This window comes from Rhizobium sp. 768_B6_N1_8 (genome assembly GCF_051811225.1).
GTDB lineage: Bacteria > Pseudomonadota > Alphaproteobacteria > Rhizobiales > Rhizobiaceae > Rhizobium.
Map to the genome: position 1 here is coordinate 1,900,677 of NZ_JBPWPV010000002.1, position 25,216 is coordinate 1,925,892.

A 25,216-nucleotide genomic window follows, 5' to 3' on the forward strand; every position below is an offset into this window, starting at 1 on the left:
CTCCGGCTCTTCCTCCGCTGTAACGCCTGGGAAGCGCCGAGGAAAGGTCGTCATGCTGCCAACAGCTCGTTCATCGCGGCGATGAAGCGGCGGTCAATCAGGTCGCGGCGCAGATGCCGGCCCTTTTCGACCTGCTTGCGGCCGAGCGACCAGACGCAGTCGACCGACACACCACCGGCAAAAATCCAGTGATCGAGAAGCCGGTCCTCGGAGAGGTAGGAAACGGCATTGGTCTCGAGCGATATGATGTCGGCATGGTTGCCGGCGACAAGACCCGCCGGCGCCTTCAATGCCGCGCCACCGCCAGCAAGTGCCTGTTCGAAGAGCGCCTGGCCCGTGGAACCGCCCGTCGATGCGATAACATTGCGGGCACGCAGCGCGAGACGCTCGGAATATTCGAGCTGACGAAGTTCCTCGGCGATGGAAATCAGAATGTTGGAATCGGAACCGATGCCGAAGCGCCCGCCTTCCGACAGGAACAGGGGCGCCGAAAATGTCCCATCGCCGAGATTGGCTTCGGTAATCGGGCAGAGGCCGGCAATGGCGCCGCTCCTTGCCATCTGGCGTGTTTCGTCATCGGTCATGTGGGTCGCGTGGATGAGGCACCAGCGCTGATCGACCGGTGCATTCTCAAGCAGCCATTGGACAGGCCTTGCGCCGGACCACGCCAGGCAATCCTCGACTTCCTTGACCTGTTCGGCGACGTGAATGTGGATGGGGCCGTCGCCGCCAAGCCCGATCGCGACAGACAGCTCGTCCGGCGTGACGGCGCGCAGGCTGTGCGGCGCAACACCGATCTCAGCGCCGGGGAGCCGGTCCGTGACTTTTCGGCAGCCGTCCATCAGCTGCGCAAAACTGTCTGCGGAGTTGATGAAGCGGCGCTGTCCTTCAATGGGTGCGGCGCCGCCGAAGCCGGAATGGGCGTAGAGAACCGGCAGCAGTGTCAATCCGATGCCGGTCTCCGCACTCGCAGCACCAATCCGTTCGGCCATTTCGGCGATATTGGCATAGGGGCTGCCGTCCTTGTCGTGATGCAGATAGTGGAACTCACCGACGCGGCTAAAGCCGGATTCCAGCATTTCCATATAGAGCTTGGCTGCCACCGCCTCGACATGGTCAGGCGTCATCGACAGGGCGAACTTATACATGACAGTGCGCCAGCTCCAGAAGCTGTCATTGGCCGGACCGCGCACTTCGGCAAGCCCCGCCATCGCCCGCTGAAAGGCATGGCTGTGGAGGTTTGGCATAGCCGGCAAAAGGGTGGCATGGCGCTCGTCATCGGCATTAGGCGCGACATCCGTCTCGATTGCGGAAATGCGGCCGTTTTCGAGCGTCAGGCGCACATTCTTGCGCCAGCCCTCGGCCAGCAAGGCAGTCGTTCCATGAAGTTTCGTCATGATTGCTCCCCTTCTTTCTTATTGGCCCACCGCTTGCCTTTGTGCACAGGGCCATAAATTTCCACTTGTCACCACTACTATTATGTATATACATATTAACCCATAAAGAAAGGCGTAAAGCTGATGAGTGGGAACAAATTTTCCGGATCGGGTCGCGGCTCTGCCGCCCGTTCGCTTTGGCGCAATGGGCGCCTTGCGACGCTGCGGGAGGATCTAACGGGCCTCGGCATTGTCGACAAAGGCGCCATCGTTTGCGAAGGCGGCCGTATCCTTTTTGCCGGGCCAGAAGGCGAATTGCCGTCCGCCCTGATCGAGACGGCCGAGATCACGGATCTTGAAGGCCGCTGGGTCACGCCGGGCCTCGTCGACTGCCACACACATATCGTCTATGGCGGCAATCGGGCGCGGGAATTCGAGATGCGCCTTGAGGGTGCCACCTATGAAGAGATTGCGCGCACCGGCGGCGGCATCGTCTCCTCGGTGAAAGCAACCAATGCACTGTCCGTGGAGGGCCTGGTCGAGGCCGCGCTGCCGCGGCTCGATACGCTGCTTTCCGAAGGTGTCACCACCATCGAGATCAAATCCGGCTATGGCCTCAACATCGAGGCGGAGCTGAAGATGCTGCGCGCTGCTCGCGCGCTCGCAAATGTCCGACCCGTGCGGGTCGTCACCTCCTATCTCGGTGCTCATGCAACACCTGTCGAATACAGGGGACGCAATCAGGATTATATTACTGAAGTGGTCCTGCCTGGACTGGAACGGGCGCATGCTGAAGGCCTCGTCGATGCCGTCGACGGCTTCTGCGAAGGCATCGCCTTCTCGGTCGACGAGATTGGCCGAGTCTTCGACAAGGCCCGTTCGCTTGGTATTCCCGCCAAGCTCCATGCCGAGCAGCTTTCCAATCTCGGCGGCGCAAAACTCGCAGCCTCCTACGGCGCGCTTTCGGCCGATCATCTGGAATATCTGGATGAGGATGGCGCGCGGGCAATGGCTGCGGCCGGCACGGTCGCCGTGCTGCTTCCGGGCGCTTTCTACGCGATCAACGAAAAGCAGAAGCCACCGGTTCAGGCCTTGCGCCAGACCGGCGTGCATATCGCAATTGCCACGGACTGTAATCCCGGCACCTCGCCGCTGACGTCCATGCTGCTCACCATGAACATGTCGGCGACGCTGTTCGGGTTGACCGTGGAAGAATGCATTGCCGGGGCAACCCGCGAGGGCGCACGCGCGCTCGGCCTGCTTGCCGAAACAGGGACGCTCGAAGCCGGCAAGTCCGCCGATCTGGCGGTCTGGAATATCGAGAGCCCGGCCGAGCTCGTCTATCGCATCGGCTTCAACCCGCTTTATGCGCACATCTTCAAGGGCGAGAGGATCGACCGATGACCATCACTCTCCATCCGGGTTCCGTTTCACTTCAGGATCTCGCCACCATCTACTGGACCGGCGTTCCGGCAAAACTCGATCCCTCCTTTGATGCGGGGATCCTCAAGGCGGCGAAACGTATTGCCGAGATCGCTGCCGGCAATGCGCCGGTTTACGGCATCAATACCGGCTTCGGCAAACTTGCCTCGATCAAGATCGACAGCGCCGATGTCGCCACACTCCAGCGCAATCTCATCCTTTCCCATTGCTGCGGCGTCGGCGAGCCGCTGCCGGAAAATGTCGTGCGTCTCATCATGGCGCTGAAGCTCGTTTCGCTCGGCCGTGGTGCCTCCGGCGTGCGGCTCGACATTGTGCGGCTGATCGAAGCGATGATGGCGCGCGGCGTCATTCCGGTCATCCCGGAAAAGGGCTCGGTCGGCGCCTCCGGCGATCTTGCACCGCTTGCCCATATGAGCGCCGTGATGATGGGCCACGGCGAGGCGTTCTTCGGCGGCGAGAGGCTGCATGGTGCAACGGCGCTTGTCAAAGCCGGGCTGCAACCCGTCGTGCTGGCAGCCAAGGAAGGCCTGGCGCTCATCAACGGCACGCAGACCTCGACGGCCCTTGCGCTTGCCGGCCTTTTCCGTGCGCACCGGGCGGCGCAATCGGCGCTGATTACCGGCGCCATGTCGACGGATGCGGCCATGGGCTCGTCCGCACCCTTCCATCCCGATATCCATACGCTGCGCGGCCACCGCGGTCAGATCGACACGGCAGCGGGCCTACGCGCCCTGCTCGAAAACTCGCCGATCCGCCAGAGCCATATCGAGGGCGACGAGCGTGTTCAGGATCCCTATTGCATCCGCTGCCAGCCGCAGGTCGACGGCGCCTGCCTCGATCTCCTGCGCTCGGTGGCCGGCACGCTCGCGATCGAAGCCAATGCGGTGACCGACAATCCGCTGGTTCTGTCGGATAATTCCGTCGTCTCCGGCGGCAATTTCCATGCCGAACCCGTTGCCTTTGCCGCCGACCAGATCGCGCTTGCCGTCTGCGAGATCGGGGCGATCGCCCAGCGCCGCATCGCGCTGCTTGTCGATCCCGCCCTTTCCTACGGTCTGCCGGCCTTCCTCGCCAAGAAGCCGGGGCTCAATTCCGGCCTGATGATCGCCGAAGTCACATCCGCCGCGCTGATGAGCGAAAACAAGCAGATGTCGCACCCAGCCTCCGTCGATTCGACGCCGACCTCGGCCAACCAGGAAGACCATGTGTCCATGGCCTGCCACGGCGCGCGCCGGCTTCTGCCGATGACCGAAAATCTCTTTGCAATCATCGGCATCGAGGCGCTCACCGCCGCACAAGGGGTGGAGCTTCGCGCACCGCTTGCGACCAGCCCCGAGCTCAAGAAAGCGATCGCGGCTATCCGCGCTGTTGTGCCGTCGCTGGAGGAAGATCGCTACATGGCGAACGATCTGAAGGCGGCGACAGTGCTCATTGCGAGCGGCGGTCTCAACGCATCCGTTTCAAGCGGCATTCTGCCCGCTCTGGAGGTTTGACATGTCGGTTTTTGAGGTCAAGCAAGGCACCTCCCCCGTCATCCTCGGCTTTCCCCATACGGGCACCGAGGTTCCGGCCGATATATGGGAACGCCTTGATGATAATGGCCGGCTGCTTGCCGATACCGACTGGCACATTCACCAGCTCTACGACGGCTTGCTCGACAATCCGACCACGGTGCGCGCGACTTTCCATCGCTACGTGATCGATGCCAACCGCGATCCCTCGGGCACCAGCCTCTATCCCGGCCAGAACACGACCGGGCTGATCCCGCAGACGGATTTCGACGGCAAGGCAATCTGGAAGGATGGGGCCGCGCCGACCGAGGCCGATTTCGCCGTCAGGCTGCGCGATTTTCATGCGCCCTACCACGGCGCCCTTGCGGCCGAGATCGAACGGGTCAAATCCATTCATGGCGTCGCCGTTCTCTACGACTGCCACTCCATCCGCTCGCACATTCCCTTCCTCTTCGAGGGCAAGCTGCCGGATTTCAACATCGGCACGGATATGGGCAAGACCTGCGATCCGGCAATTGAAGAGGCGACAGTCGCCATCGCCTCGGCTGCGACGGGTTATGACAGCATCCTCAACGGCCGCTTCAAGGGCGGCTGGACGACGCGCCATTACGGCAAGCCGGAAACCGGCGTGCACGCCATCCAGATGGAGCTCGCACAATCCACGCATCTTGCAACCGAAGCGCCGCCCTTTGCCTATGACGGCGAGGAGGCCGACAATCTGCGCATCCATCTCAAATCCATTCTGACGCGGATCGAAGAGATCGCGCTTGGTCTGAAACGCTAGAAAGGGAACATCATCATGACCGTAAACCCGCGCCACAATATCCGCGAAATCCGTGCGCCGCGCGGCGATCAGCTGAACGCCAAGAGCTGGATGACCGAAGCGCCGCTGCGCATGCTCATGAACAATCTCGATCCCGACGTCGCAGAAAATCCGCATGAGCTCGTCGTCTATGGCGGCATCGGCCGTGCCGCCCGCACCTGGGACGATTTCGACCGTATCGCTGCGACGCTGAAGACGCTCAACGAAGACGAGACGCTGCTGGTTCAGTCCGGCAAGCCGGTCGGCGTCTTCCGCACCCACAAGGATGCGCCGCGCGTGCTGATTGCCAATTCCAACCTCGTACCGCACTGGGCGACCTGGGATCATTTCAACGAGCTCGACAAGAAGGGCCTTGCCATGTACGGCCAGATGACGGCCGGCTCGTGGATCTATATCGGCACGCAGGGCATCGTGCAGGGCACCTACGAGACCTTCGTGGAAGCCGGCCGCCAGCACTATGACGGCAATCTCACGGGCAAGTGGATCCTGACCGGCGGCCTCGGCGGCATGGGCGGCGCCCAGCCGCTCGCTGCCGTCATGGCCGGCGCCTGCTGCCTGGCCGTCGAATGCGACGAGACCCGCATCGATTTCCGCCTGCGTACCCGTTATGTCGACGAAAAGGCCCATACGCTCGATGAGGCGTTGGAAAAGATCGAGCGCTGGACCAAGGCGGGCGAAGCAAAGTCGGTCGGCCTTGTCGGCAATGCCGCCGAAATCTTCCCGGAACTCGTTCGTCGCATGAAGGCCGGCGGCCCGCGCCCCGATATCGTCACCGACCAGACCTCGGCGCATGACCCGCGCAACGGCTACCTGCCGGTCGGCTGGACGGTCGCGGAAGCCAAGGCTAAGCGCGAGAGCGATCCGAAAGCCGTCGAGACCGCCGCGCGCGCCTCGATGAAGGCGCACGTGGAGGCCATGGTCGCCTTCTGGGATGCCGGTGTTCCCACACTCGATTACGGCAACAACATTCGCCAGGTCGCCAAGGACGAGGGCCTGGAAAACGCCTTCGCCTTCCCGGGCTTCGTGCCGGCCTATATCCGCCCGCTCTTCTGCCGCGGCATCGGTCCGTTCCGCTGGGCCGCCCTGTCCGGAGATCCCGAAGATATCTACAAGACCGACGCCAAGGTGAAGGAGCTGCTGCCCGACAACAAGCACCTGCACAACTGGCTCGACATGGCACGCGAGCGCATTGCCTTCCAGGGCCTGCCGGCACGCATTTGCTGGGTCGGCCTCGGCGACCGCCACCGCCTGGGTCTTGCCTTCAACGAGATGGTCAAGAATGGCGAGCTTAAGGCGCCCGTCGTCATTGGCCGCGACCACCTCGATTCCGGCTCCGTCGCCTCGCCGAACCGCGAGACGGAAGCCATGAAGGACGGCTCGGATGCCGTCTCCGACTGGCCGCTTCTGAACGCTCTGCTCAACACCGCCTCCGGCGCCACCTGGGTCTCGCTGCATCATGGCGGCGGCGTCGGCATGGGCTTCTCGCAGCATTCCGGCATGGTCATTTGCGCCGACGGCACCGACGATGCGGCCCGCCGCCTCGGAAATGTTCTCTGGAACGATCCGGCGACCGGTGTCATGCGCCATGCCGATGCCGGCTACGACATCGCCATCGATTGCGCCAAGGAAAAGGGCCTGCGCCTGCCCGGCATTCTTGGAAACTGAGCCATGAAGGTCCTGCGCGCTGCCGGTCACAAGCGCATGCCGTGGAAGAACGGTGGCGGCGAAACGGTGGAGATCGCCATTTCGCCTGAGGGCGCAGGACTTTCCGATTTCGATTGGCGGGTCAGCACCGCTACCGTTGCTTCCGACGGGCCTTTCTCCGTCTTTCCCGGGATCGACCGCACACTGTCGATCCTGGAAGGCGAGGGTATGCGGCTGTTCATTGAGGGGCGTGAGCCGGTGCTCCTGACGCAGGAGAGTAAACCCCTCGCCTTTGCCGCCGATATCGCCGTCTCGGCAACGCTGCCGGATGGCACAATCACCGACCTGAACGTGATGAGCAGGCGGGGTACCGTGAGGCACGCAGTCGCGCAGCATTTCATCGATGGCGAGAAGAGCCTGGCGTTTGCGAAAGGGATTTTCCTGCTCTTTTGCGCCAATGGGACTCTGGCGGCGCGAACAGGTGCGCAGAGCATCGAACTCGACGCCGGCGATGCAATGCTGTTTGAAGAAAGCGATGGCGGCAGGCTCGATCTTTCCGGCCAGGCGCTCTGCTACGCCATCTCGATCGACAAGGCGTAAAGATCATGGAATGGGCTAGGGAAATCGCTTTTTCGGGGAAAGTTCCATATACAACTAGCCTATTCCTCGAAGATCTTGCCGCTTCGCGTTTCCAGCCTGTAGCGATGTCCGGGATAGACAAGACGCGCCGTCGAGACCACATGGCGGGCCGACCAGGTGCGGCGGCGGATGGCAAGGCATGGCTCATTCTGCAGGATTGTCAGCAGCTTGCATTCCCAGGCGCGCGGCACCACTGCCTCGACGATATGCTCCGATGCGCTGAGCGGCGCCGCCGCCGTCAGATAGGCATTCGGCGTCAGCGTCGAAAAGTCCTGCGCCAGATAGTCGGGCACCGCCCCCGGATTGACGAAGCGGTCCTCGATCTGCACAGGCACGCCGTTCTCGTTGTGGACGATCAGCGAGTGGAAAACCGGCGCGCCGATCTCAAGCTCCAGCGCATCGGCAACCTCCGGAGAGGCCGGCTCCTCGGCCAGAACGATGACTGTCGCCTCATGGATATGGCCACGCTCGGCGATCTCGTCGGCGATATTGCGCACCTCGAAGAGCGCCGAATAGCCCTTGCGTTCCGCAACAAAGGAACCGACGCCCTGAATGCGGAGGAGTTCGCCCTCGTTCGCCAGTTCCCGAAGCGCCCGGTTGGCGGTCATCTTGCTGACGCCGAGCTCCACCACCAGCTCGTTTTCGGAGGGCACGCGATGTCGCGGCGGCCATTCGCCGCTGCGGATCCGGTCGAGAATGACCTGCTTGACGCCAGCATAAAGCGGGCCGCCGTCATTTTCCGCCAGTTCGCGCTTCATCTCGCCGGAACGCTTCATTGCCTATTCCCTTTGCATGAATGGAATCTGCCTTTTAAATCGACTTTCCACTTGCATATCACAAAATATCTCATATGGTACCCTATACAACCTGCCGATCCAAAAATGAAACAAAGGATCAGGACGGGCAAGCCGGCGAAGATCGGCATTCATACCGCAAGGTCTGTCCAATCTCAGAGGAGATCACATCAATGAAGCTCAGCACGATTCTTCTTTCCTGCGCGATGACGGCAGCAGCCTTTGCGGCTCCTGCCTCTGCCAAGGACTGGACGAAGGCGACCATCACGCTCGAAGGCGCCTACGCTCCCTGGAACCTCACCAATGCCGACGGGTCGCTCGGCGGCTTCGAACCGGAGCTTGCCAAGGTCCTGTGCGAACGCGCCAAGATCGAATGCACCCTGGTCGCATCCGACTGGGATGGCATGATCCCGGCGCTGAATGCCGGCAAGTTCGACGTCATCATGGACGCGCTGTCGATCACCGACGAGCGCAAGCAGGTCATCGACTTCACCATTCCCTACGCTGCAACGCCGGCAGCCTTCGCCACCGCCAAGGACAGCCCGCTTGCCAACGCTTCCGGCACCGGCGCAACCATCAAGATGACGCCCGGCCAGACCGGCGTGAAGGAAATCGAAGCCTTGAAGGAAGCCTTCAAGGGCAAGACGATCGGCATTCAGGCAGCAACCGTCTATGCCAAGTTCGTCTATGACAATTTCGGCAGCATCGCCGAGATCCGCGAATACAAGACGGGTGCCGACCGCGACCTCGACCTGCAGAACGGTCGCATCGACCTCGGCTTCGACGATGCCGTCTACTTCAACAATGCGTTTGAAGCTGCCAATGGCGCGCTTGCCTTTACCGGTCCGGAAATCGTCGGCTCGATCTGGGGCGAGGGCGAAGGGCTTGGCATCCGCAAGGCCGATACGGACCTGCGCGACAAGTTCAGCGAGGCGATCAAGTCGGCGCTCGCCGACGGCACGGTCAAGACCCTTTCCATGAAGTGGTTCAAGGTCGACGTCAGCCCGCAGAACTAAGCGTTCGAGGGAATCCGCGTTCCGTGGTCTCCGCTTTGCGATCGGAGACCACGTGCTATTCTGACCGCCCGTCATCACGACGAAGACAGCGCTGGGAAGGCCCATGGCGATACTCGAACTGATTGGATTCGGCTCAACCGGGTGGGGAGCGTTCCTCCTCCTCGGCACATTGCTGACGCTCTGCGTGACCGCCACCGCACTTGCGATCGGCGCCGTGCTCGGCGCGATCATCGCAGCCGCGAAGCTCTCCAGCAATTTCGTGCTCATCACGATCGGCCATATCTACACCACCGTCTTCCGCGGTGTTCCGGAACTGCTGATCATCTATCTGATCTATTTCGGCGGTTCTTCGGCCATTACCGCGATCGGCCAGTCCATGGGATATGAAGGCTTTCTCGGCCTGCCATCCTTTGCCGCCGGCGCGCTTGCCGTCGGTATCATCTCGGGCGCCTATCAGGCGGAGGTCTATCGTGGCGCCTACAACGCCATTTCCAAGGGCGAGCTTGAGGCGGCTTCGGCGATCGGCATGCATCGCGGCCTGCGGTTTCGCCGCATCATCATTCCCCAGGTCCTGCGCCTTGCCATTCCCGGCCTCGGCAATGTCTGGCAGCTCAGCCTGAAGGACTCGGCGCTGATTTCGGTAACCGGCCTTGCCGAATTGATGCGTTCGAGCCAGGTCGCCGCGGGTTCGACCCGGCAATATTTCCTCTTCTATATCGTCGGCGGTGCGCTCTATCTGATCCTCACCAGCCTGTCCGACCGCGTCTTCAACGGCGCCGAGCGTAAGGCCAATCGCAGCATGCCGGCTTCGGCCATGGGCCAGGCATAGGGGGAAACAGATGGACATTGCCTTCCTCTTCAGCACCATGGTCACGCTCTTGAAGGCGGTGCCGACGACGCTGATCCTGTTCTTCCTGTCGATCTTCTTTGGCGGATTGCTGGCGCTCGTCATCGTCGCCATGCGTGTCAGCGGCAATCCGATCCTCTCCGGCTTCGCCAAGGGCTACATCTTCGTTTTCCGCGGCTCCCCGCTGCTGATCCAGATGTTCCTGGTCTTTTACGGGCTCGGCCAGTTCGGCGTCATCCGCTATTCTTTCCTCTGGCCCTTCCTGCGCGAGCCGATGGTCTGCGCGGTTCTCTCGCTCGCACTCTGCACTGCCGGCTACTCGGCCGAGATCTTCCGCGGCGGCATTCGCGCCGTCTCGCCGAAGGAAATCGAGGCCGCGCGCGCGATCGGCATGTCCGGCCTCCTGATGGTGCGCCGCATCCTGGCGCCGATCGCCTTCCGGCATGCGCTGCCGGCCTATTCGACCGAAATCGTGCTGATGATGAAATCGACCGCACTCGCAAGCCTCGTGACGGTCTGGGAAGTGACGGGCGTTGCACAGCGGCTGATTTCGCAGACCTACCGCACGATGGAAGTCTTTCTCTGTGCGGCCATCATCTACCTCGTTTTGAACTTCATCATCCTGCAGGCCATGTCCCTGCTGGAATACCGGCTGTCCCGACATCGCCGCGCCATTCCGGCGGCGCTGAAGGCTTGAACCCGACTGAACGTGATTGGAGCTTCCATGCCCGGCGTAACCCGACTTTCGGTCCGCAATATCAGAAAGAGCTTCGGCACCCATGAAGTGCTGCGCGGCATATCGCTCGATGCCGAAGATGGCGACGTGATCTCGCTGCTCGGCGCGTCGGGCTCCGGCAAATCCACTTTCCTGCGCTGTATCAACCTTCTTGAAGTGGCGAGCGACGGCGAAATCTGGGTCGACGGCGAACACATCCAGATGATCCACAAGAACGGCAAGACGAAACCGGCGAGCCAGAAGCAGGTCGACCATATCCGCTCGGAACTTGGCATGGTCTTCCAGTCCTTTAATCTGTGGTCCCACATGACCATCCTGCAGAATGTCATCGAAGGGCCGGTCCATGTCTTGAAGCGGCCGCGGGCCGAATGCATCGCAGAAGCCGAAGCGCTGCTCGAAAAGGTCGGTATTGCCGACAAGCGCCACGCCTACCCGGCGCATCTTTCAGGCGGCCAGCAGCAGCGCGCGGCCATTGCCCGTTCGCTCGCCATGAAGCCGAAGGTCATGCTCTTCGATGAGCCGACCTCCGCGCTCGATCCGGAACTGGTCGGCGAAGTGTTGCGCGTCATGCGCGCGCTCGCCGAAGAGGGCATGACCATGCTCGTCGTCACCCACGAAATGAGCTTTGCCCGCAATGTGTCGAACCGCGTCGTCTTCATGCGCGAAGGGCTGGTCGAAACCAGCGGCACGCCGAACGAAATGTTCGGCGGCGGCGCATCGCCGGCTTTCCGCCAGTTCATCGGCCATTTCGGAAGCGGCCAATGACCATCACCATCGACAGGGTTGCCGGCTGGCGCGATATCGCGCGCGTGGCCGAGGGGGAAGCGCTTGGCCTATCGCAAGCGGCTTGGGATCGTGTCACGCATGCAAGCCGCATCGTCGAGCGGATCGTCGAGACCGGCGTGCGGGCCTATGGCATCAATACCGGTGTTGGTGCGCTTTCTGATACCGTCGTCGACAGGGCCTCGCAGAGCAGACTGTCACGCAACATCATTCTCAGCCATGCGGTTGGCGTCGGCGAATTGCTGGCACCGCGCGAGGTGCGCGCCATCATCGCCGCGCAGATCGCCAATTTTGGCCACGGACATTCCGGAGTGCGTCCCGAGATCGTCCGCTATCTCGCCATTTTTCTCGAAAGGGGCTGTATTCCCGACGTTCCCTCCAAGGGTTCGGCGGGCTACCTCACCCATAACGCCCATAATGCGCTGGTGCTGATCGGCGAAGGCAGCGCCCGCGTTAAGGGCGGCCATATGAGCGGCCGCGACGCGCTTGCCGCCATCGGCCTCGAACCCTTGGTGCTCGGTGCCAAGGAGGGTCTCAGCCTCGTCAACGGCACAGCCTGCGCGACCGGGCTCGCAAGTGTTGCCCTGGCGCGCGCCGAGCGGCTTCTAGACTGGGCCGATGCGATCGCGGCACTCACGCTTGAAGCGGCCGGCTGCCAGATGGCGGCCTTCGATGCGGCTGTTCTGGCACTGCGTCCCTCCAAGGGCATCGCCAGCGTCGGCGCCTCGCTGCGCGCCAGGCTTGCCGGCAGCGCGCTGATATCAGCTGCGACAGGCAAACGGACGCAGGACGCGCTCAGCCTGCGTTCAATCCCGCATGCCCATGGCGCCGCGCGCGATGTCTTCGATATTTCGGCCCTCGTCATCGATCAGGAGCTTGCCTCGGTCACCGACAATCCCGCCGTGTCAGGCACGCCCGAGGAGCCGATCATATCCTCCGAAGCACATGCCGTAGCCCCTGCCCTTGCACAGGCTGCCGATAGTCTTGCGACGGCCCTCGCTCAGATTTCCGCCATGAGCGAACGGCGCATGGACCGCCTCGTCAATCCGCTCGTGAGCGGCCTGCCGCCATTCCTGGCAAGCGACGCCGGCAGCAATTCCGGCCTCATGATCGCGCAATATACGGCAGCAGCCCTTGCCAACGAGAACCGGCGACTTGCCGCACCGGCCTCTACCGATGGCGGCATCACATCCGGCCTGCAGGAGGATTTCCTGGCCCACCCGACGGCCGCCGCCAACAAGCTTCTCACGCTGATCGATAATGCCGAATACATCCTGGCAATCGAATTGATGGCGGCTGCGCAGGCCCACGAATTCCTCGTCGGTACCGCGTCGAGGGCGACGGGTACGGATGTTATCTACAAAGCCGTTCGCACGATCGTGCCTGCCTATGCCGACGACCGGCCGCTTTCGCGCGACATCGAGGCCTTACGCGGACTGATCCGTAAGGCCGCAGCACCAGCAATTCCCTGAGGAGACTTCATGACCGCCAGCTTCGACGTCGCCGTTATCGGCCTCGGTGCCATGGGGAGCGCTGCACTCGCCTTTCTGGCAGCCCGCGGTGTCAGGGCGATCGGCTTCGATGCCTATTTTCCGGCCCATGCGCTGAGTTCCTCGCATGGCGACAGCCGCCTGATCCGGCTTGGCTATTTCGAGGACCCGTCCTATGTTCCGCTGCTCAAGCGCGCCTATCAGAACTGGCGGTCGCTGGAGGCACGCCTGCGCACTGAGATCCTGACGATAACAGGCGTGTTGCAGATCGGCGCACCGGACAGCAAGATCGTTGCCGGTACGCGCGCGTCCTCCGAACTCCACGGACTGGCCTATGAGGCGCTGGACAAGGAAGAGATGGCGCGCCGCTTTCCGGCCTTCCAGCTCGACGATCATGAGATGGCGCTGTTTGACCCGCAGGGCGGTTATCTTCGTCCCGAGGCGGCTGTGCTGGGCTACCTGAGGCTCGCTGTCGAAGACGGCGCCATCCTCCACTTCGGCGAGAAAGTGACCGCAATCGAGCCCGATGATACCGGTGTGACGATCATCTCTGAAACCGGGCGGTATCGGGCAGGGAAAATCGTCGTGGCGACCGGATCGTGGATTGCCGAACTGATACCCCAGCTGAAGCAGGCGGCGGTGCCAATCCGTCAGGTGGTTGCCTGGTATCAGCCGCAGGATGATGTCGCCACGCAGCCGCAGCGCATGCCCTGTTTCCTGCGGGACGAAGGTGCGCAAGGCACCTATTTCGGTTTTCCCGCCATCGGCGTCGACGGGGTGAAGGTCGGCAAGCACGCACATTTCCGCGAGCCGATCGATCCTAACAAGCCAAACCCGCCCGTCAACGATGCCGACCGGGATTTGCTTGACAGCTTCATCAGGAAGCGTGTTCCGGCTGCGGCCGGTCCTCGCATGAAGGAAACGACCTGCCGCTATACAATGCTGCCGAGCGAGGACTTTCTTCTCGACCATGTGCCAGGCGAAAAGAACATTGTCGTCGCTTCGCCCTGCTCCGGCCACGGCTTCAAGTTCACGAGCGTCGTCGGCGAAATCCTGGCGGATCTTGCCATTGATGGGCAGACCGACCTGCCGATCAATGCCTTTTCCTTTACCAAGGTCTAGAACCGCGGGCGGCAGCCCGGAGGGCATCGGCGGCTGAGTAAGTCGCCTATGCGGGAAGAACTCGTGGATGATCTCATGATCGTCGATCTCATCGAACCGCAGAACGCCAAATTCACTGATCTGTCTCTTGTTCGGGCGGACAGTACCGCCAAGCAGATCGGAAGGGCAGGAGAAAGAGCAACGTTCTGTCTTGCATTGCGAGGCTAGGAAAGTGGCGTTGCTTTTTCGACCGGCCATTTGGAATAGTGAGAGGCGCGCATGAACCGCCAGCTTGGCTGGAACCAAGCTGAAATTAATTCTTCGCCAATATTGCGCCGATTCTGGCGCAGCGGTTCATAACCGCTGACACCCTGAGCAAAGAGCCGACTCCTTGCGAAGCCGAGATTGATGCGGCCAGCGTCATCGCCGAATATGAGGCGCAAATCGCGGCGCTCGAGCGCAAGGTCGGCAATTTATACTACGCTTAATTCGCACTCCTCTTGATCCGGCATCGTAGACTTAAAGGGCACGAGGCGATCGTAGCCCGCTTGCACCACGGCGGCTTACGCCCGAGCGATTTTCGCCCACAGGTTCATCGCCGCTGAACGCAGTTCGCGATGATGGCTGGATGAGATGTCGTGGCGTGGGATATGGAACAGATTGGCCATCGGATCATGGATGGAGGCGAAGCGCTGCAAATGGCGCGGTGCCTTGAAGCGTTTCATGATCCGTTCCCGTCGCCGGACTGGCTGATGGGAATTCTCCGCCCGATTGTTCAAGCCTTTATGCGAGCGGTGTTCGACACTTGGCATAATCTCGCGTTTTGCAGCGTCGTAGGACCGAAGCTTGTCGGTGATCACCACTCGCGGCGCGCGGCCTTGGCCCCTCAACAGTTTGCGCATCAGACGCTTGGCCGCCTTGGCATTGCGACGACTTTGCACCAGAACCTCCTTTCTTGCCGCGGATCGAAACGACGGCCTCGTCGAGGTGCCACTTGTCACCCAGCCGGCCGGCTGAGCGGCAGCGAATCTCGCTCGCAAAGGCACGTCCGAATTTCTCGGCCCACAGCCGGACCGTTTGATGCGAGACAATAATCCCTCGTGCCGCCAGCATGTCTTCGACCATCCGCAAGCTGAGCGGAAAACGGAAATAGAGCCAGACAGCATGGGCGATGATCTCGGCGGGAAAGCGATGGCGGCGGTACAGCGGGTCACGGTCTGTCATGGCCCGTCATCTCACATCGATATCCACACTTCGTTAAGTTGATGTGATGGATGGCGCCCTCCGACGGCATCGAGTGTGCCAAGATAGGTTGTTGCAAAACCTTTGAGGGGAGCCATCCACCATGGAAGAGATTACGACGATTGGTGTTGATATCGCAAAAAATGTTTTCCAGCTTCACGGCATTAACGCTGAAGGACAGGTCGTTCTGCGCAAGGCCCTGAGACGCGGACAGATGCAACCATTCTTCGAGGCGCTTTCCCCTTGCCTGATTGGCATGGAAGCCTGCGCGACAGCGCATCACTGGGCGCGAACGCTGATAGCATCTGGCCATGATGTCCGGCTAATCCCGCCGAACTACATCAAGCCGTACCTTCGCCGACAGAAGAACGATGCAGCCGATGCTGCAGCCATCTGCGAGGCCGTCACGCGGCCGTCGATGCGGTTTGTTCCAGTCAAGAACGAGGATCAGCAGGCCACATTGATGTTACATAGCGCACGCGAGCTGCTGATTTCGCAATGGACTGCGCTTATCAATGCCTTACGTGGTCACTTTGCCGAGCTTGGCATTGTGGCACCACAGGGCGCTCGCAATGTCCGGCAGTTGATCGCCATTCTGGAAGATGAACGATACAGCCCGCAAGCTGTTCGCACTGCCCTGACGCCTTTGGCGACAGTGTTGATAGAGATCGAGGGGCAGATCACAAAGCTCGACAAGGCGCTCCTTGCCGCCCATCGCAACAACGATGTCAGTATCCGGCTTGCCACCGTTCCCGGAATTGGGCCCGTCATTGCAACTTGCCTTTCGGCCAGCGTCTCAGACCCAAAGCTGTTCGAAGGCGGACGTGAGTTCGCAGCCTGGTTGGGCCTTGTCCCCAGGCAGCATTCGACCGGTGGCAAACCAAGGCTGGGCTCCATTTCCAAAATGGGCAACCGGCACCTGCGCAAACTCTTCGTGGTTGGGGCGCACGCAGCCCTCTACAGGATGAAGAAGGGGACGGCTGATACGCCTTTGGCGAATTGGGCGCGTGGCTTGCGGTCGAAGAAGCCCTTCAAGCTTGTTGCAGTCGCGCTTGCCAACAAGATTGCCCGCATTGCCTGGGCGATCATGGCAAGGAACGTGAACTTCCAGTCGGAGCGCGTTTCGAGATGCCCCGATCTGGTTCCAGCTTAAGTGAAAGGCCCCCACGGTCATTGCTCTACTGGGGGCCAAACAGTTGGCGGAGTGACGATGGTATGATGTGACAGCATAGCGGAATGGACCGCACGAACTGAAGAACCCGTGGCATCGTATAGCGCCCCAAAGCGCGGTAAGTTGATAGGGATCGGTTCAAGCGGACAACATCAGGGCCAGCGGTCATCACGCGCCGCATAAATAGGCCGGAGACATGACTGCACACCCGACCCGCAAAGCTCAAACACCGGCCAAAATCACATTGCCAAACGGGCGCCATCCAGACATGACGATGCCGATCGCCCACCTCGATACCACGGTTGCGATCAGCGGCGGCGTCGACGCGCAGATCCGCGAAGAGATAAAAGCCCTCAAAGAAACCGTCGACAGGAACCATGCATCCGTTCAGCCGGCCCTTGAGGAGTGGAAGCGGATGAAGACGCTCGGGGTAGGGATCTCCGGCCTCATAGCCTTCGCCGGCCTGACGATCGGCGGTATTGTCGCCTATATCGGAGACGGTGCGGTTGCTGCTATCCGACATTGGCTGAAGATTAACTGAGCCACCTCACGCTGGGATAAAGCGCGCTACTGCCTCATGGCGCCGGGCGGGCATCTTCTAGCTAGCGCGTTTCAGGGGGCCGCGGGAGGATGGAGTGGGCGTTTGCGCCGGTTCGGATTCGGCGAGTGCCTTGCTGGCGCGAATTTTCGAGATCCCAAGCTGAACGACTTTGATCATATTAGTCATCCGCTGGCCGTGGCTGTCCTGGTACTGTTGCAACGTAGGTGTATTGAGCGTGACGTCGATCAGCGCAGAAATGCGATTCTCTCTCACCACTTTGGCGCCGACCTCCCACACCCGTTCGAATAATATCCGATCCGATTCAATAATTGGCATGTCCACCCGCTAGCTGATTGATCCGACGCTCATGTCGGGCTGAGAAGAGTTGGTAGAGATAGCGGGAGGCTTCCCGTCATCCAGTGGACTAACGTCTGACTCTGCGCGAACTTCGCCCGCTGTTGCAATAACGCACCGCATTGCGCTTTCGTTAGCGCTGAGATCCATGAAATCATCGCGTGCTGCGCGACTATATCCATTCTCAGCACGAGATGATTGAAGATCAATTAGCCAGCAGGGCCGATCATCCCTCTTCCTCGCATCCCATTATGCCTCATCAAACGATGGTAATACTCCTCGACCATCCGCATAGCTTCCCGTTCCCTGGCTCGAACCCCTGATGTGGCGTCAACCGCTGGCGCACCAAAGAGGCGAACCCGCCGTTCCAACGGCAAAGCCTCTTGTTCACCACGGTGCAGCATCTTGGGATTGAATTAATTGGGACTCTACACGCAAAAAGGAGTACGGTCCTCTCGTCGGCCCGGAAGTACAACGGTAGAGGCCGGTTGGGAGACCATGGGTGCTCTTGCCGCAACATTAGGTGCCGGCGATGTCTCTACTCCATCTGCTTTCGTTGCAGGACGAAGAAATCGATCAGATTACAGCAGTCGTTCAGAAATGGTCTTCCGCCCATCGGACGCCCGTGGACAGTCAACGTGGACGCCGCGCGATGTGTGAGGCGGTGAGCATGGTCCTTCTTGCCAAGCAATCGCATGAACTTCTCTATGCAGAGCTTAGCCGCCACATGGACAAGCCAGTTATAGAGTTCGAAACGAGCGCGCCTCCACTCGATAATATCCTCTCAGTTGAAACAGCAGGCCTGAAGCTCATTCTGTTCGAGATGAAGGCTGCCGAGCGTGATAGTGGACGCTAGCCAGTGCACCAATCGTTTTTATGGTGCGGAGTCCATGTCCTGGCAAATCCGTCCTTGAGCAGTTTGGCCCCGATCTCTTCCCCATTCGTTCGGTAGATGTCGATGAGCGGCCTATGCTTGGGCGTATCGTCAACTTAACGAAGTGCGGATGTCGATGTGAGATGACGGGCTATGACAGACCGTGACCCGCTGTACCGCCGCCATCGCTTTCCCGCCGAGATCATCGCCCATGCTGTCTGGCTCTATTTCCGTTTTCCGCTCAGCTTGCGGATGGTCGAGGACATGCTGGCGGCACGAGGGATTATTGTCTCTCACCAGACGGTCCGGCCGTGGGCAGAGAAATTCGGACGTGCCTTTGCGAGCGAGATTCGCTGCCGCTCAGCCGGCCGGCTGGGTGACAAGTGGCACCTCGACGAGGCCGTCGTTTCGATCCGCGGCAAGAAAGGAGGTTCTGGTGCAAAGTCGTCGCAATGCCAAGGCGGCCAAGCGTCTGATGCGCAAACTGTTGAGGGGCCAAGGCCGCGCGCCGCGAGTGGTGATCACCGACAAGCTTCGGTCCTACGACGCTGCAAAACGCGAGATTATGCCAAGTGTCGAACACCGCTCGCATAAAGGCTTGAACAATCGGGCGGAGAATTCCCATCAGCCAGTCCGGCGACGGGAACGGATCATGAAACGCTTCAAGGCACCGCGCCATTTGCAGCGCTTCGCCTCCATCCATGATCCGATGGCCAATCTGTTCCATATCCCACGCCACGACATCTCATCCAGCCATCATCGCGAACTGCGTTCAGCGGCGATGAACCTGTGGGCGAAAATCGCTCGGGCGTAAGCCGCCGTGGTGCAAGCGGGCTACGACCGCCTCGTGCCCTTTAAGTTTACGATGCCCCTCATGGACGTGAACGAGCCGTTCGGACCAGGGATGCCACGGATACAAAAGCTCGCGAACCTCGGTCCCGTGGGTGTTCTGTCGTCGTGTTGTACGAATTGAACAGACCGCATTCGGGGGCATTGCTGACGTGCAATGAAAAAATGGCTTGAGCAGTTGAAGCAATGGGCGGGGGCCGTTAAACGCGACGTCATTGGCGCACCGATACTGCCGCGCAGCTTGTGCAAGTGCAATCCAAAGGTCATGATCTGCACGTTAGGGGCATTTTTTTATGAAGTATATCGCTACGTCGGTATTGGTTGTAAGTGCGTTTCTCTTTGCCTACGACTGGTTCGATATTAACATCAAATATCTGGTTTATATGCTGGTCCTGATCTTTGCGTGTATTTTTGGCGCGCTCCTCGCTCACGCCTGGCGAGAAGAGGAGGAGGACCCATAAAGGGTTGGTTCTGTCGCAAACTTTTGGAAAAGTTGCGGAAACAGCTATCGCTGGACACACCTATGCAGCGAGTGCAGCAAATTGCTGGAATGCGGATTGGCCACTGGTTGGAAATTGCCGCTTGCGGATCATATGCGCCACTTCGATGCCATCCAATGTTGCTGACGCAGCCTTGAAGGATTTGAAGCCCTTCATCGGACGGGTCATCTTCTTGATGAAACGATGATCTTGCTCGATCATGTTGTTGAGGTATTTGACTTGCAGGATCTCGATCAGCCAGAACCATCCCTGCAACAGCAGGAGCCAGTTAATGTTTTGCAATCCTGCCAGGTTCGCACCGCTCTTGTCGATGACGACCTTTTCAGGCCAGCCGTTGTTCTCGATTGTGCGGGCGAAGAAGGCGCTGGCCGCAGCCTCATGGCGGTGTTCAGACAGCATGAAATCAAGGGTTTTGCCGAATTTATCGACAGCGCGATAGAAGTAGGTCCACTTGCCTTTGACCTGGATATAGGTCTCATCCATCCACCAGGAACTGCTGGTTACGCATTCGCGGCGATGAGCGCGGCAGGCGATCAAGGGCGAATACTTCACAACCCATCTGTTCAGCGTCGCGTGGTCAACGGCAACGCCGCGCTCAGCCATAGCGGGATCGGCTTGGCAAACAGCGCCGCCGTCGCCGGCGTCGTATTGGCGGGCTTGAGGACCACTGTGTTGCCGGCGGCGATTGCCGCGATCGCGGGAGCGAGCAGCAGCAGGATCGGCGCGTTGAACGGGCCGATCACCAGCGTCACGCCATAGGGCTCCTTGCAGATGACGCCCTTGTTGCCGGTCGCTTCCAACCCTGCCGGGATCGGCACGGGCTGCGGAGCCACCAGCGCCTTGAGGTCCTCCCGGTAGTAGCGGATCACCCCGCTCGGCACGGTGATCTCGAACAGCTGTTCAAACGGCGGCTTGCCGAAGTCCTGGTAGAGCGCAGCGCAGAAGGAGGCCTTGTTGTCGAGCAGCATGCGCTCCATGCGATCGAGCTGATCGATCCGCCATTCGTGGCTCTTGGTCGCGTCGCTCAGGAAATACTTCCTCTGCACGTCGAACAGAAACTGGAACCGGTGGTTATGGCAAGACTCCCGGAGCGGCGACGCGAGGTTGGACTCCGTCAAAACATGCATTGAGAAGCGAAAGGCGGCCGGGATGCCCCGGCCGCCTCGCCGATTATTTCGTGGTGTACCCGCCGTTGACGAGGATGGTTTGGCCGGTCATCCACCAGCCGTCCGAGACGAGGAAGCGGATGAAGGGGACGATGTCCTCGATGTCGGTTAGGCCAGTCTTGGAGAAGTTGGAGAGTGCGGCGGCCGTCTTATGATAGGCAACCGCGTCGGCCCCTTCGGCGGGGTAGAAGAACGGTGTGTCCATCGGGCCGGGGCCGATCGCCGTCACCGAGATGCCCCGCTCGCCGAACTCCTTGGACGCCGCCCGTGTAAAATGCTCGACCGGCGCCTTGGTGCCAGCATAGGCGGCGTAGAAGGGCGTAAAGGCGCCGAGCAGCGAGGTGACGAGTGTGCAGACCTTGCCGTTGTCGCTGAGGTGCTTGCCAGCCTCCTTGAGGAAGAAGAAGGCGGACTTCGAGTTCACCGCGGTCATCTCGTCATATTCGGCTTCGGAGATCTCGACCATCGGCTTCTTCAGCACCTTGCCGACCGTGTTGATGGCGATATCGATGCTACCCATCGCCGCCTTGGCCTCAGCGAACAGCTTTTCGACCGCACCCGCCGTGGTGAGGTCGGCCTGGAAGGAGAATGCCTCGGCGCCGGCCGCCTTGACCGCGGCCACCGTCTCGTCGGCGGCCGGCTTGGTGGCGCTGGTGTTGTAGTGGACGGCGATCGCCTTCGCGCCCTCGCTAGCGAGATCGCGGGCAATCAGCCCGCCGAGATTCTTCGCCCCGCCGGCGATGAGAGCGGTTTTTCCTTTGATGCTGTGATCGGTCATTGGCGTTGGCCTCCTTGTGTTACCCCGCGGCCACCCAAACGGCCGCTTTCTGACTTGCATCATATCGTCTATACTTTTGTCATAAAGCCGCCCATTCTGACATCACCTGTCAGAAATGCCGACCAATTGATAGGAACAAGCGCGTTTGGACCGTATCGATCTCTTCCGCACCTTTGCCCGCGTCGTCGAATGCTCGAGCTTCACCCGCGCCGCCGACACGCTCGGGCTTCCACGCTCATCGGTGTCGGCTGCGGTGATCGAACTGGAAGCGCGGGTCGGCGCCCGCCTGCTGCATCGCACCACCCGAAAGGTCTCCCCGACCCAGGACGGTGCCGCCTTCTATGAACGCTGCCTGCGCCTGATCGCCGATGTCGAGGAGACGGAGGGCCTGTTCCGGCAGACGTCGGTCGGGCCGAGCGGTAGCCTCAGGATCGACGTGCCGGGCCGGATCGGCCGACTGATCATTGCGCCAGCCCTGCCGGAATTCCTTGCTCTCTATCCACAGCTCGACATCGAACTGCGTGTGACAGACCGAGCGGTCAACCTCGTTGAGGAGAGTGTAGACTGCGTGCTGCGTGTCGGACCGCTTGGCGACTCGGGCCTCATCGCCCGCAAGATTGGCGACCTGCCGCTGATCAATGTCGCCAGTCCCAGCTATCTTGCCCGGTATGGCACGCCTGATGCTCCAGACGATCTCGGCGAGCATCTTGCCGTCAACTATGCCTCGCCGTCGACTGGGCGCGTCGAGGACTGGGAATGGGTCGAGGATGGCGAGTTGCGTACACGTCCCATGCGCGGCCGGGTTACCGTCAACAGCGCCGAAGCCTATATCGCCTGCTGCCTTGCCGGCCTCGGCCTCATCCAGATCCCGGCCTACGATGTAAAATCTCCCCTCGATTCGGGCGAACTCGTCGAGGTAATGCCGGATCATCGGGCGGCGTCGATGCCGATGACGCTGCTCTACCCGCACCGCCAGCATCTCTCCCGCAGACTCCAGGTTTTCGCGGACTGGCTGGAGGCACTCATGAAACGGGTGCTTCTCCGGTCTTGAAAAGTCAACGTTCGTTCCCGAAACGCTTGCGGCGACGTCTGTCCAATACTCTCGCTTCCTGAAACTTGATTGCCAAAATAACACCCGCGCCCTTCGCCGTGCGACCCGCTGCCTCGGTGTGAATCAACTGATTTTTTGGCTCGCTTGGTCCCTGCCGGACATTCTGCCTTTGATCGGGATTAAGGCCGGAAACAATGCAAAGCCTCCGCAGGCAGCTGCGGCAAAGAGCGGGAAAGGTCCGAGGATTAAGAGCGCCGCGGGTGACGTTCATATTGAACGGCCGACGACCGTGCTCGCCCCTGAAGTTTCAGAACCCTGTGATCTCATAATTCTGAGCTGCAAGGCTTATGATCTTGAGGACGCGGTCGTTTCGCTCTCACGCGCCGTCGGACCGAAAACGGTGATTCTGCCGCTCCTCAGTGGCCTGAGACATCTGGGAGTCTTGGACGAAAAATTCGGAGCCGATCGGGTCTACGGCGGGCAATTCATGGTTTCCACCACCCTCGATCAGGACGGCGGCACAGTACACATGGGCGACCTCCAGAGCCTGGTGTTCGGTCCCCGAACAAGCCAGCCCGCTATTAACGCAGAAGACGTCCTCGAAACTCTGACAACCGCGTCGTTCGATGTTCGCTGGTCGGAACAGATCGAACAGGAGATGTGGCAGAAGTGGGTGTTCATCGCATCGAGCGCTGGGATCACCACCCTGATACGGGCCTCTGTCGGCGATATTGTCGAAGCAGATGGCACCGCGCAGTTAAGGAGCTGGTTGAAGAATGCAGCGCGGTCGCCGCCACCAACGGTCATGCCCCGGCTGCGGAAGCCAAGCAAAGAACGCTCGCCATGTTAACGGCGAAGGGGTCGCCTATGACCGCGTCCATGCTCAGGGACATTGAGTCGAGGGGACGCATTGAAGCAGACCATATCATCGGAGACCTGATCGCCCGGGCTTCGGATCCGGCCGAGGCACCGCTTCTCCGCTCGGTCTATATCGGCCTCAAAACTTACGAGGCCCGACGCATGTGAGAGGCCCGCGGCTAGTAAGGAAGGTAATGACCGGTTGAGCTGGATGAGCGACTTTTCCTGCAGATCGTCCTACGCGTCAAGAGCAACAGCGACCCGAATGTATGTTCAACGTCGCGGTCAGCTCAAAGAGCGTACGACCGCCATCGGCGGCCAGGTCGAGGCGTGTGATGTCGAGTCGGAGCGAGGACGACAACAGCGTCAGCAATCTCTCGTCGGGCGTAGTGCTACGCTCAATTCGATCAGACGGGCGGGTTGTAGCAGTCGGGCAGGTGCGGTGACGGCTTGCGCCATCGTCAAGCCAGACGAAATTCCGTTCTCCAACTTATCCCCCTCCTGCCGTATCGTGGCTTTCGCGCCGTCTCTGCGATGGTGTCGTATCTCTAGGCTAAACGCAGCAACGCCAGCCTTGTCGACATTGCGAAGCTGCCGATGATCTTATTTCGATTCGCTTCCTTGAGAACGATAATCGCAATCATAAGGCCAAAAAGAATATTCGTTTCTCGCAATCGCGAGACGAAGGCCACCGGTGCAACGGTTAGCCGTCTTGAATTTGCCGGCGCCTTGAACAGCAAAAAAGACAACTCAGATTTAGCAGTTTTCTTTGGTCTTGGATGGTGCCATACCGGACTTGGGAGGAGTTCCGGCGGAACGTCGAGTGCGCGAAAGCGACGCCATACAGTTCGCCGATTGAACGTGTCAACTTCGGAGCTCCCATGCACCATCACACTAGCAGACGCGCGTTTCTGATCAGTTCAGTCGCGGGCGTCACTCTCGCAACGTTCGGCGTCCCGGTCAGCACCCTGTCCGCGGCCGAAGTCGCCGCGGCTCTTGCGCCGGACCTCGCCTCCTACAAGCCTTCCTTCCTGACTGCCGACGAGATGAGGGCTGTCATCGCAATGAGCGACCGCTTCATTCCGGCGGACGATGAAGGTCCGGGCGCACTCGATACCAATGTCCCGATCTTCATCGACCAGCAGCTTGACGCCGATCTCGGTGCCGAATGGTACCTCAAGGGGCCGTTCGAGAAGAAGGCGGATCCGCTTATGGGCTACCAGCTGCCTTATCGCGCTCAGGAGATCTACCGGATCGGCCTCAAACTGCTCGATGAGCATTGTCGCAAGATACATAACGCGGCTTTCGCCGATCTTTCGACGACCGACAAGGATGCAGTCCTGACGTCGTTGCAAAAGAATGAAGTCGATTTCCAGGCGATGGGCGAGGAATACCTTTCGGCATCTTCCTTCTTCGGCCAGGTTCTGTCCGATACCAAGAATGGCTACCTTGCCGATCCGATGTATGGCGGCAACAAGGGCATGGCTTCCTGGAAGATGATCGGCTTCCCCGGCGCGCGCGCCAGCTACACCGAATGGGTCACCCAGCACAACGTCAAATACCCGCTCGGCCCCGTCAGCATCAAGGGCGAGCGCGCTTAAGCTGCGCGCATCAAACGCCAGATCCCAT

The 25,216-nt window shown here is 60.5% G+C and carries 23 protein-coding genes and 4 pseudogenes; 19 read left to right on the forward strand and 8 right to left on the reverse strand.

Features of this window, described 5'->3' with window-relative positions:
• Positions 1–50 precede the first annotated feature (50 nt).
• The gene (locus AB8B33_RS33020) at positions 51–1,397 is read right to left on the reverse strand and encodes a formimidoylglutamate deiminase (protein WP_439018595.1); all 1,347 of its coding nucleotides are present in this window, start codon (positions 1,395–1,397) and stop codon (positions 51–53) included.
• Positions 1,398–1,520: 123 nt separating this feature from the next.
• On the opposite strand from AB8B33_RS33020, the gene hutI reads away from it, so the two are divergent.
• From hutI to AB8B33_RS33045, 5 genes are read left to right on the forward strand one after another with little or no spacing between them, the layout of a single operon-like run.
• Positions 1,521–2,780 (forward strand): imidazolonepropionase, encoded by a 1,260-nt coding sequence (gene hutI / locus AB8B33_RS33025; RefSeq protein ID WP_439018596.1) that lies wholly within the window; start codon positions 1,521–1,523, stop codon positions 2,778–2,780.
• Positions 2,777–4,312 (forward strand): histidine ammonia-lyase, encoded by a 1,536-nt coding sequence (gene hutH, locus AB8B33_RS33030; RefSeq protein ID WP_439018597.1) that lies wholly within the window; start codon positions 2,777–2,779, stop codon positions 4,310–4,312. The genes hutI and hutH overlap by 4 nt, the downstream gene beginning before the upstream one ends.
• A 1-nt stretch (position 4,313) precedes the next feature.
• Positions 4,314–5,114: an N-formylglutamate deformylase gene (gene hutG, locus AB8B33_RS33035; RefSeq protein WP_439018598.1), complete on the forward strand. Its 801-nt coding sequence runs from the start codon at positions 4,314–4,316 to the stop codon at positions 5,112–5,114.
• Between the two features lie 15 nt (positions 5,115–5,129).
• Positions 5,130–6,818: a urocanate hydratase gene (gene hutU, locus AB8B33_RS33040; protein ID WP_439018599.1), complete on the forward strand. Its 1,689-nt coding sequence runs from the start codon at positions 5,130–5,132 to the stop codon at positions 6,816–6,818.
• Between the two features lie 3 nt (positions 6,819–6,821).
• Positions 6,822–7,397: a HutD/Ves family protein gene (locus AB8B33_RS33045; RefSeq protein ID WP_439018600.1), complete on the forward strand. Its 576-nt coding sequence runs from the start codon at positions 6,822–6,824 to the stop codon at positions 7,395–7,397.
• A 59-nt stretch (positions 7,398–7,456) separates the two neighbouring features.
• Here AB8B33_RS33045 and hutC read toward each other — a convergent pair whose 3' ends face one another.
• The gene (hutC, locus tag AB8B33_RS33050) at positions 7,457–8,212 is read right to left on the reverse strand and encodes a histidine utilization repressor (RefSeq protein WP_113324342.1); all 756 of its coding nucleotides are present in this window, start codon (positions 8,210–8,212) and stop codon (positions 7,457–7,459) included.
• A 191-nt stretch (positions 8,213–8,403) separates the two neighbouring features.
• On the opposite strand from hutC, the gene AB8B33_RS33055 reads away from it, so the two are divergent.
• The 6 genes from AB8B33_RS33055 (at position 8,404) to solA (ending at position 14,224) form a co-directional block, all read left to right on the forward strand.
• A complete protein-coding gene (locus AB8B33_RS33055) occupies positions 8,404–9,246 on the forward strand; it encodes a transporter substrate-binding domain-containing protein (protein ID WP_007817211.1) in 843 nt (280 codons plus the stop codon).
• A gap of 103 nt (positions 9,247–9,349) precedes the next feature.
• Entirely contained in the window at positions 9,350–10,075 is a 726-nt protein-coding gene (locus tag AB8B33_RS33060; RefSeq protein ID WP_439018601.1) for an ABC transporter permease, read from the forward strand.
• 10 nt (positions 10,076–10,085) lie between these two features.
• On the forward strand, positions 10,086–10,790 hold the full coding sequence (locus tag AB8B33_RS33065; protein WP_439018602.1) for an ABC transporter permease: 705 nt from the start codon (positions 10,086–10,088) through the stop codon (positions 10,788–10,790).
• A 27-nt stretch (positions 10,791–10,817) separates the two neighbouring features.
• Positions 10,818–11,594, forward strand: a complete 777-nt coding sequence (locus AB8B33_RS33070) for an ABC transporter ATP-binding protein (RefSeq protein WP_439018603.1) — start codon at positions 10,818–10,820, stop codon at positions 11,592–11,594.
• Positions 11,591–13,084 (forward strand): HAL/PAL/TAL family ammonia-lyase, encoded by a 1,494-nt coding sequence (locus AB8B33_RS33075; RefSeq protein ID WP_439018604.1) that lies wholly within the window; start codon positions 11,591–11,593, stop codon positions 13,082–13,084. Before AB8B33_RS33070 ends, AB8B33_RS33075 begins: the two co-directional genes overlap by 4 nt.
• 9 nt (positions 13,085–13,093) lie before the next feature.
• Positions 13,094–14,224 carry an N-methyl-L-tryptophan oxidase gene (gene solA / locus AB8B33_RS33080; RefSeq protein ID WP_439018605.1) on the forward strand — a complete coding sequence of 377 codons (1,131 nt, stop codon included), beginning with the start codon at positions 13,094–13,096 and terminating at the stop codon, positions 14,222–14,224.
• Positions 14,225–14,427: 203 nt separating this feature from the next.
• Here the strand turns inward: solA and AB8B33_RS33085 are convergent, their stop codons facing one another.
• Both AB8B33_RS33085 and AB8B33_RS33090 read right to left on the reverse strand, forming a co-directional pair.
• Complete coding sequence (locus tag AB8B33_RS33085) at positions 14,428–14,646, reverse strand: hypothetical protein (RefSeq protein ID WP_439018606.1); 219 nt, start codon at positions 14,644–14,646, stop codon at positions 14,428–14,430.
• Positions 14,647–14,766: 120 nt separating this feature from the next.
• A pseudogene (locus AB8B33_RS33090) lies at positions 14,767–15,427 on the reverse strand (IS6 family transposase).
• A 121-nt stretch (positions 15,428–15,548) separates the two neighbouring features.
• On the opposite strand from AB8B33_RS33090, the gene AB8B33_RS33095 reads away from it, so the two are divergent.
• Positions 15,549–16,598 carry an IS110 family transposase gene (locus AB8B33_RS33095; RefSeq protein WP_439018607.1) on the forward strand — a complete coding sequence of 350 codons (1,050 nt, stop codon included), beginning with the start codon at positions 15,549–15,551 and terminating at the stop codon, positions 16,596–16,598.
• 295 nt (positions 16,599–16,893) lie between these two features.
• Positions 16,894–17,157: pseudogene (locus AB8B33_RS33100) on the forward strand (DUF1515 domain-containing protein); the annotation flags it as partial.
• 57 nt (positions 17,158–17,214) lie between these two features.
• Here the strand turns inward: AB8B33_RS33100 and AB8B33_RS33105 are convergent.
• Positions 17,215–17,493 carry a hypothetical protein gene (locus AB8B33_RS33105; protein WP_439018608.1) on the reverse strand — a complete coding sequence of 93 codons (279 nt, stop codon included), beginning with the start codon at positions 17,491–17,493 and terminating at the stop codon, positions 17,215–17,217.
• 550 nt (positions 17,494–18,043) lie between these two features.
• Here AB8B33_RS33105 and AB8B33_RS33110 point away from each other — a divergent pair.
• Positions 18,044–18,367 carry a hypothetical protein gene (locus tag AB8B33_RS33110; protein WP_439018609.1) on the forward strand — a complete coding sequence of 108 codons (324 nt, stop codon included), beginning with the start codon at positions 18,044–18,046 and terminating at the stop codon, positions 18,365–18,367.
• A gap of 171 nt (positions 18,368–18,538) precedes the next feature.
• Positions 18,539–19,199: pseudogene (locus AB8B33_RS33115) on the forward strand (IS6 family transposase).
• Positions 19,200–19,755: 556 nt separating this feature from the next.
• On the opposite strand, the pseudogene AB8B33_RS33120 reads toward AB8B33_RS33115, so the two are convergent.
• The 3 genes and pseudogenes from AB8B33_RS33120 to AB8B33_RS33130 all read right to left on the reverse strand — a co-directional run.
• A pseudogene (locus tag AB8B33_RS33120) lies at positions 19,756–20,337 on the reverse strand (IS6 family transposase); the annotation flags it as partial.
• On the reverse strand, positions 20,298–20,861 hold the full coding sequence (locus AB8B33_RS33125; protein WP_439018610.1) for an aldehyde dehydrogenase family protein: 564 nt from the start codon (positions 20,859–20,861) through the stop codon (positions 20,298–20,300). The pseudogene AB8B33_RS33120 and the gene AB8B33_RS33125, both read right to left, overlap by 40 nt.
• A gap of 43 nt (positions 20,862–20,904) precedes the next feature.
• The gene (locus AB8B33_RS33130) at positions 20,905–21,678 is read right to left on the reverse strand and encodes an SDR family oxidoreductase (protein WP_439018611.1); all 774 of its coding nucleotides are present in this window, start codon (positions 21,676–21,678) and stop codon (positions 20,905–20,907) included.
• A 145-nt stretch (positions 21,679–21,823) separates the two neighbouring features.
• Here AB8B33_RS33130 and AB8B33_RS33135 point away from each other — a divergent pair, with 145 nt between their 5' ends.
• The 4 genes from AB8B33_RS33135 to AB8B33_RS33150 all read left to right on the forward strand — a co-directional run bounded on the left by AB8B33_RS33135 (position 21,824) and on the right by AB8B33_RS33150 (position 25,188).
• Positions 21,824–22,729 carry a LysR family transcriptional regulator gene (locus tag AB8B33_RS33135; protein ID WP_439018612.1) on the forward strand — a complete coding sequence of 302 codons (906 nt, stop codon included), beginning with the start codon at positions 21,824–21,826 and terminating at the stop codon, positions 22,727–22,729.
• A 118-nt stretch (positions 22,730–22,847) separates the two neighbouring features.
• The gene (locus tag AB8B33_RS33140) at positions 22,848–23,579 is read left to right on the forward strand and encodes a 2-dehydropantoate 2-reductase N-terminal domain-containing protein (RefSeq protein WP_439018613.1); all 732 of its coding nucleotides are present in this window, start codon (positions 22,848–22,850) and stop codon (positions 23,577–23,579) included.
• A complete protein-coding gene (locus AB8B33_RS33145) occupies positions 23,495–23,755 on the forward strand; it encodes a ketopantoate reductase C-terminal domain-containing protein (RefSeq protein WP_439018908.1) in 261 nt (86 codons plus the stop codon). The genes AB8B33_RS33140 and AB8B33_RS33145 overlap by 85 nt, the downstream gene beginning before the upstream one ends.
• Positions 23,756–24,468: 713 nt before the next feature.
• Positions 24,469–25,188, forward strand: a complete 720-nt coding sequence (locus tag AB8B33_RS33150) for a gluconate 2-dehydrogenase subunit 3 family protein (RefSeq protein WP_439018614.1) — start codon at positions 24,469–24,471, stop codon at positions 25,186–25,188.
• Positions 25,189–25,216 lie beyond the last annotated feature (28 nt).